General features: G+C 73.8%; 5 protein-coding genes and 1 pseudogene. 3 read left to right on the plus strand and 3 right to left on the minus strand.

Annotation, left to right across the window (positions count from 1 at the left end; genetic code table 11):
* Positions 1-53: 53 nt before the first annotated feature.
* Both ACFRAC_RS32740 and ACFRAC_RS32745 read left to right on the plus strand, forming a co-directional pair.
* Entirely contained in the window at positions 54-2342 is a 2289-nt protein-coding gene (locus ACFRAC_RS32740) for a catalase (protein ID WP_382937195.1), read from the plus strand.
* Positions 2311-3045, plus strand: a pseudogene (locus ACFRAC_RS32745) (PEP-utilizing enzyme); the annotation flags it as partial. The gene ACFRAC_RS32740 and the pseudogene ACFRAC_RS32745, both read left to right, overlap by 32 nt.
* Here the strand turns inward: ACFRAC_RS32745 and ACFRAC_RS32750 are convergent.
* The 3 genes from ACFRAC_RS32750 to ACFRAC_RS32760 all read right to left on the minus strand — a co-directional run bounded on the left by ACFRAC_RS32750 (position 3024) and on the right by ACFRAC_RS32760 (position 6503).
* Positions 3024-3530 (minus strand): ATP-binding protein, encoded by a 507-nt coding sequence (locus tag ACFRAC_RS32750; protein ID WP_382937198.1) that lies wholly within the window; start codon positions 3528-3530, stop codon positions 3024-3026. The pseudogene ACFRAC_RS32745 and the gene ACFRAC_RS32750 overlap by 22 nt on opposite strands.
* A gap of 241 nt (positions 3531-3771) precedes the next feature.
* Positions 3772-5382 (minus strand): MFS transporter, encoded by a 1611-nt coding sequence (locus ACFRAC_RS32755; protein WP_382937201.1) that lies wholly within the window; start codon positions 5380-5382, stop codon positions 3772-3774.
* A gap of 155 nt (positions 5383-5537) precedes the next feature.
* A complete protein-coding gene (locus tag ACFRAC_RS32760; RefSeq protein WP_382937204.1) occupies positions 5538-6503 on the minus strand; it encodes a hypothetical protein in 966 nt (321 codons plus the stop codon).
* A gap of 130 nt (positions 6504-6633) precedes the next feature.
* On the opposite strand from ACFRAC_RS32760, the gene ACFRAC_RS32765 reads away from it, so the two are divergent.
* On the plus strand, positions 6634-7590 hold the full coding sequence (locus ACFRAC_RS32765; protein ID WP_382937209.1) for a winged helix-turn-helix domain-containing protein: 957 nt from the start codon (positions 6634-6636) through the stop codon (positions 7588-7590).
* Positions 7591-7796 lie beyond the last annotated feature (206 nt).

The raw sequence follows: 7796 nt of genomic DNA on the forward strand, positions 1-7796 counted from the left end.
CAGCCGGGTTCGCAGGCGGGCCGTGGCCGGCGGAAAGCAGAGGAACGATAGCGATGAGCCAGCCCAACCCCCTCAAGCGGGCGACGGACAAGGTAGCGGAAGCCGTCCAGGGTGGCGGCGCGGGCCCGGAGGACGGCATCCCGGGCAAGCCCGGCCCGCAGTCCCCGACGGTCGCGGAGCCGACCGAGCCGCAGGAGCCCCTGCCGCCGAAGCCCGACCAGAGCGGCCCGGACACGATGTCGCCCACCGGCCAGGCGACGGGGGCGGCGCGAGCCCGCATGGCGCAGTCCGGCGCCTATCTGACGGACGCTCAGGGCGTCCGCCGTTACGACACGGACCACTCGCTCAAGGCGGGCCCGCGCGGCCCGGTCCTGCTTCAGGACCACCATCTGCGCGAGAAGGTCATGCACTTCGACCACGAGCGCATTCCGGAGCGGGTCGTGCACGCGCGCGGCGCGGCGGCGCACGGCGTCTTCAAGAGCTACGGCACGGCGTCCTCGGTGACGAAGGCGGCGTTCCTGGCGCCGGGCGTGGAGACGCCGGTGTTCGTGCGCTTCTCCACCGTCCTGGGCTCCCGCGGCTCCGCCGACACGGTGCGGGACACACGCGGCTTCGCGACGAAGTTCTACACCGAGGAGGGCGTCTTCGACCTCGTCGGCAACAACATCCCGGTGTTCTTCATCCAGGACGCGATCAAGTTCCCGGACGTCATCCACGCCGGCAAGCCGCACCCGGACCGGGAGATCCCGCAGGCGCAGAGCGCGCACGACACCTTCTGGGACTTCGTCTCCCTGCACACCGAGGCCACCCACCACACGCTGTGGAACATGTCCGACCGGGGCATCCCGAGGTCGTACCGCACGATGGAGGGCTTCGGCGTCCACACGTTCCGGCTGGTGGCCGAGGACGGTTCCACGACGCTGGTCAAGTTCCACTGGAAGCCGAAGCTCGGTGTGCACTCGCTGGTGTGGGAGGAGGCGCAGATCGCGGGCGGCGTCGACCCGGACTTCCACCGCCGCGACCTCGCCGACGCCATCGAGGCCGGCGCCTACCCGGAGTGGGAGCTGGGCATCCAGACCTTCCCCGACACCCCCGACCAGATGTTCGAGGGCATCGACCTGCTCGACGCGACGAACCTCGTGCCCGAGGAGCTGGCCCCCGTGCAGCCGATCGGGCTGCTCACGCTCAACCGCAACCCGTCGAACTTCTTCGCCGAGACCGAGCAGGTCGCCTTCCACGTCGGCCACCTGGTCCCCGGTATCGACATCACCGACGACCCGCTGCTCGCCGGGCGCCTGTTCTCGTACCTGGACACCCAGATCACCCGGCTGGGCGGCCCAAACTTCGCGCAGATCCCGATCAACCGGCCGCACGCGCCGGTCAACGACATGCAGCGCGACGGCTTCCACCAGGACGCCGTGCACCGCGGTGTCGCCCCGTACCGGCCCAACTCCCTCGACGGGGGTTGCCCGTTCCTGGCCGGCGCGGACAACGGCGCCTACATCGAGACGCCGGTGCGGGTGCCCGAGGCGACGAAGGTCCGCGAGGCGCCCGAGTCGTTCTCCGACCACTTCAGTCAGCCGCGCCGGTTCTGGCTCAGCATGAGCGCCGTCGAGCAGGAGCACATCATCGGCGCCTACACGTTCGAGCTCGGCAAGTGCTACGAACAGGCCATCAAGGAGCGGGCGTTGCAGACGCTCGCCAACATCGACCCCGGCCTGTGCGCACGCGTCGCGGAGGGCCTGGGGCTGCCGGCGCCCGAGGCGACCGTGCCGCTCGCCGACGTCGAGCCGAGTCCGGCGCTGTCCCAGGTCGGGCAGGTCTGGCCGACCGACGGGCGCCTCGTCGGCATCGTCACCGCCGAGGGCGGCGACCTGGACGGGGTGCGGTCGGTGCGCGAGGCGGTGCTCGGCGCCGACATGGTGCCGCTGGTCGTCGCCCCGGCCGGTGGCAAGCTGGGCACGGGCGACGACGCCGTGACCGTGCAGCGGACGTTCGTGACCGCGCGGTCCATCGAGTTCGACGCGCTGCTGGTGGCGGGCGCGCCGACCGCCGGCGACGACGCCTACGGTTCCCGTGACGCCAAGGCGCTGCCCTCGGGCCCCCATGGGGGAGCCGACCCGCGCGTGGTGCAACTGCTGACCGAGGCGTTCCGGCACGGCAAGGCGATCGGCGCGTGGGCGGGCGGTGAGGCGCTCCTGGAGGCGGCCGGCATCCCCGTCGACGCGCCGGGTGTCGTGGTCGGAGCCGACGGCTCGGCCACGCTGGAGCAGGTGCGGGAACTGATGGGCGCGCACCGCGTGTGGGAGCGGTTCACCCAAGGCGCTCGCGAAGGAGCGTGAGGTGCTGGAGCGGCTGCGGGCCCTGCCGGACGGGGAGCGCAAGGCCGACGAGACGCGCCGGATGATCGAGCGGGTCCGGACCTTCATCGGTTACCGGGAGTATCCGAAGTACGGCATCGTCAGCCGCTCCTTCGTCTACCGGCAGGCCCTGCTGCGGGAGGCCGGCGCCCTGGTGCGCGCGGGTGTCCTCGCCGACCCGGAGGACGTCTACCACCTCACGTTCGACGAGTTCGAGGAGTCCGTCCGTACACGCCGTGTGGACGAGGGGGTCGTGCGGCGTCGCAAGGACGCCTTCCGGTCGTACCAGGCGCTCACCCCGCCCCGGGTGCTCACCTCGGACGGGGTGGCCCTCTCGGGGGCGTACCGGCGCGACGACGTGCCGGCCGGGGCGTTGGCCGGTCTGGCGGTGTCCGCGGGGACCGTGGAGGGCCGGGCCCGGGTGGTCCTCGACATGGCGCAGGCCGACCTGGAGGCGGGCGACATCCTGGTCACGCCGTTCACGGACCCCAGCTGGTCACCGCTGTTCGTCGGGATCGCGGGCCTGGTGACGGAGGTGGGGGGTCTGATGACCCATGGCGCGGTGATCGCCCGGGAGTACGGTCTGCCCGCCGTGGTCGGGGTGGAGCGGGCCACCGGACTGATCCACGACGGGCAGCGCGTCCGGGTGCACGGGACGGACGGCTATATCGAGCTTCTGCCCTGACCGCCCGGCCTGGCGTCGGCACCGGCGGCCCGGGTCTCGTCCGCCAGGCCGATCCGGGCGGTGATGCGCTTGCCGACCTCTTCCCGCTGGGCCGAGAAGCCCTGGGAGACGGCCACCACGATCTCCAGACCGTGCTGTCCGACCCGGCCCGCGTCGGCGGCCCGGGCGACCGGCAGCACGGGATCGGAGTCCCACACGGCGACCTCCACCACGTCGCCGTCGATGCTCAGGTCCATCCGGGCCGGGCCCGGCGCGTACTTGCGGGCGTTGGTGACCAGTTCGCTGACGACCAGCTGGGTGAGGTCCATGCCCCGCTGGGACAGACGCACCCCGTGCTCGCTCTGCGCCCGCGTCAGGAAGGCGACCGCCATGTGGCGGGCGTGCGCGATGGCCGTGCCGTCCCCGTCCAGCGCGATGCTCGCGCGCAGCGCGGACGTCCCGTCCGCGCCCCCGTGCTGACCACCCCTGGGCTCTGGATCCCTCATCACTGCCTGCGCTCCCCGCTCGTCCGCCCGCGCCTACCCATACGCGGCCGGTCCACTCCCCACGCCTGATCGCCGTCCGGCCCGCCCCCCGGCCGTGCCGTCCGATGCCGCCACCCCCGGACACATGACGACGCTCCGGGCACGAAAACCCAGCGTGCCAGTATCGCCCACCGGGCGCGGGCCCGCACCACCGACCCGCAATTGGGACCGGACCGCCCTTGCACCGGCTTCTTCCGTCCGGCTACGCGGAGCGGGGCTGGGTGGCCGGGATGCGCGGGGTGAAGAACAGCGCGAGGGCGCAGGCGAAGGCGAGGATGGCGAGGGCGGCGCGCAGACCGTCCAGCCGGGCCTCGGCATTGGCCTCGAGCGCCGCCCGGGCGACCTCCTCGTCCACGCCCGCCTCGTCGAGCGCGGACCTGAGCTGAGCGTCCGACAGGAAGGTCACGCCGCTCTGCAGTTGCACGGCGGCCCGGTCCCCGACCTCGGCCGGCACCGCGGGGTTCCGCTCGAAGCTCGTCAGGAACGACGAGGCGAGCACGCCGATCAGGATGGACCCGGCGAGCGCGGTGCCGATGGACGAGCCGAGGTTGGTGACGGCGTTCTGGATGCCGCCGACCTCCGCACTCTGCTCGTCCGGCACCGCCGACACGGTGACCGAGCCGAGCTGGGAGGCGAGCGCGCCCGTGCCCAGCCCGATGAGCAGGAACGGCACGGTCACGATCTCCGCCCCGGCGTCGGCGTCCAGCGCGGCCATCAGGACGACCGCGCCGGCGAGCAGCGCGAGGATGCCGAGGCGGACGACCCGCCGGGGTGAGACGTCGGGGAGGAGGCGGGGGATCAGGGTGGCCGCCGCCAACAGGGTCAGCGACAGCGGCAGCAGGCGCGCACCGGTCTGGAGCGCGGACAGGCCGAGGGCGATCGAGAGGTAGAGCGGGACGACGAAGAACACGCCCATCAGCACGAGGTACTGGAAGAAGAACATGACGAGCCCGCCGGTGAGCTGCCTGACCCGCAGGAGAGCCGGGTCGAGGAGCGGATCGCGGTGCCGTGCGACCAGATGCTCCTCCCAGTGCAGGAACACCCGGACCAGCAGCACGCCGGCCAGCATCAGCCAGACGACGAGCGACACGCCGAGCCAGTCGGGGGCGCCGGGCTTGGGACGGAACCAGCCCCACTCGTCCGAGCGGAGTACGCCGTAGACGAAGGTGCCGAGGCCGAGGGCGGACAGGGCCGCGCCGATGAGGTCGAGGCGTGGCCGTCCGGTGCCCAGGGGGTCGCGGATGTGCCGGGCCGTCGCCAGGATGACGGCCACCACCAGCACCTCCCCGGCGAAGACCCAGCGCCAGGACAGGTAGGTGGTGGCGAATCCGCCGATCAGGGGTCCCAGCGCGATCGCCACCGCGCCGGCCGCGGCGACGAGCCCGTAGGCGGCGGGGCGCCGCTCCGCCGGGAAGTTGCCCGCCACCAGGGCGACGATCGCGGGCAGGATGAGGGCCGCGCCGACGCCCTCCAGGAAGGACCAGCCGAGCAGCAGCACGGGCAGGTTCGGGGCCAGCGAGGTGGTGAGGGAACCGCATCCGTAGATGACGCAGCCGAGGGTGAAGGCGCGCCGGCGGCCGATGACCGCGCCGACCTTCCCGCCCGGGATCATGAGCGTGGCCATCACCAGCGTGTAGGCGGTGATCGCGCCCTGGATGCCGGTGACCGTCGTGCCGACGTCGTCGGCGACCGTCGCGATGGAGACGTTCATGACGGAGCTGTCGAGCGCCATGAGGAACTGTCCGGCGGCGAGCGTCCACAGGACGAGCCGCCCCTTCGTCGCACCCTCGGCCGTGCCGGTCCCGGACGTCATGAGCGAGACATTGCCGCCCGTCCGTGCCGTGTCCTGGCCGCCTCGCGGAGTTCAGCCGCTCGGCGCACACCCTTGGCCGTACCGGTGGGGCGACGGCGTGCGCGGCCCGTCCGCTCCCCCGTGGAGGGCGGCCCGCCGCACGCCGTCCCCGGGGCTCAGCCGTCCGCTCCGCACATCGGGTCGTCCAGGGCGGTCACCGTGTAGGGCGGGGTGCCGGGCGGTTCGTCGTTCTGGCTGTTCACGACGTAGAGCCGGCACGCGCGGCGGGCCAGCGTGGTGGGCAGGTCGAACGAGGCACCGGTGACACGGTGCACGACCGTGCCGGTGCGCAGGTCCGCGTCGAGCCGGGCGATGTACACGCCGTGCGGGGCGCCGTAGTTGAGCACCGCGTACAGGGTGCGGCCGTGCAGCACCATGCCGTCCGCGCCGAAGGACTCCTCCCCCAGGTCGAGGCGGCTCACCTCGCGGGTGGTGGTGTCGATGCGCCAGACGGCCTCCGTACCGTTGGAGGCGACCAGGAGGGTGCGCCCGGCCGGATCGGCGACGATGCCGTTGAGCAGCCAGTACCGGTCGGGGAAACCGGGGAACGCGCCGCGCACGTCGGCCCACGGCTCCAGCGGCCCGACCCGGCCGTGCTCCAGCGGGGCGCGCAGCACGACCGGATTGGCCCAGTCGGTGACGTAGACGGCGTCGCGGGTGACGACGAGGTCGTTCAGGTCGGGGGCGCCGAGGGGACCGTCGGGGGCGTCCACGGCCTGCAGGAGGCGCCCGTCGGGCGCGTGCACGGTGAGCCGGCCCCGGCCGACGGAGAAGACGCGGCCCGCGCGGTCGGTGTGGACGCCCCGGGTGCTGCCGCGGGAGGTGGCGCCCTCCGCCGGGAAGGGCCGCATCCGGGGCGAGGTCACCCGGCCCCGGTACAGGGCTCCGGTGCCGTCGGAGGAGACGTACAGGGTGCCGTCGGGACGGACGTCGATGCCCTCGGGCAGGGTGCCCGGGGTGTGGGAGACGACGTAGCGGTCGGGCAGCGGGCGGCCGGTGCCCGCGGCGGGCACGGCCGTGGTGCCGATCAGCAGGGCGGCGGCCGCGAGCGCCGGTGCGACGAGCCGGTGCGGTACGGACATCTGGGCTCCAGGGGGTCGTGACACCGGCGGGGGCGCCGGATCCGCACCGCAGGATCGCCGTCCGCGGGCCGTGCGCGCCCTTCCTTTCGGGCAGGGCCGAAACCCGGTCCGCTCCGGTAGCCTGCCCGGCGTGCTACGGATACGGTTCGGCCCGGCCGACCTCGCCCGCGTCACCGTCGCCGCGGCCCCCGACGTCCTCCTGGAGACGGCCCTGAGCATCCGTCACCTGGCCGCGCCGGGCACGGGCCCGGCGGGCCGGCGGCGTGAACTCGCCACCTGGCGGCGGACCATCGCGCCGGGGCTGGCCGCCCGCGCGGGCGTCCTCACCCGGCTCGTGCGGCCCAGCGGCGGACTGCCGGACTTCCTGTACCAGCCGGCCGCCCGGGACGTCGGCTCGGCGGCCGAGCTGGCGGCGCGGACCCCGACGCCCGCGCTGGCCGCCGGTCTCGCCGAGCTGCCCGGCGAGACCGCCTCGTCCCTGACGCGGGACCTGGCCCAGGGCACGCCCGCCGCGCGGCGCCGCCTGGCCGAGGATCTGACGCGGTATCACCGCTCGTCGGTCGCTCCGCTGTGGCCCGCCGTGCTGAACGCGGCCGCCGCCGACCGCGCGCTGCGCTCGGAGACCCTGCTGCGCGGCGGTGTCGAGGCGCTGCTCGCGACGCTGCAGCCGGGCTGGCGCTGGGAGCCGCCCGACCTGCTGGTGCCGTTCACCTCCTCGCACACCGTCGAACTGTGCGGCCGGGGGCTGCGTCTGGTGCCCTCCTACTTCGCCGCGGGCGCCCTGCTGGTGTACGACCCCGCGGCGCCGACGGTGCTCGTAAGGCCGCTGCCCGTCACCGACCTCGCGGTGCGGCCGGGCGACGTGCTGGGTGGGCTCCTGGGGCGGACTCGGGCGCAGGTGCTGGCCTCGCTGTCGACGCCTGCGGGAACCACGGCCCTGGCCGAGCGGGCGGCGGTCTCACCGGCCACGGCCAGCGAGCACGCCACGGTGCTGCGGGCGGCGGGCCTGATCACGACCGTGCGGGACGGCAGCCGGGTGCTGCACGCGCTCACTCCGCTCGGGGAAGCCCTGCTGGCGGGCGGGTGAGCCATGCCTGCCCCAGGACACGGGGAACCGATCGGCCCCGGGCCGCGTGGTGATGATCATGGCACAGGGGTGCGTCCCGGCGGCCGGCCTGAGCGACAGGACACCCCCTAGTAGGACTCCGTTAGGTCTTCCCGTCGGCCGTGTTCGGGAGCATGTTGGGTGGGGTGGACGCACATGAAGTGAACCGTGTCCGGGCGAAGTTGGCG

Source organism: Streptomyces sp. NPDC056628, assembly GCF_042792555.1.
In the GTDB taxonomy this organism is placed as follows: domain Bacteria; phylum Actinomycetota; class Actinomycetes; order Streptomycetales; family Streptomycetaceae; genus Streptomyces.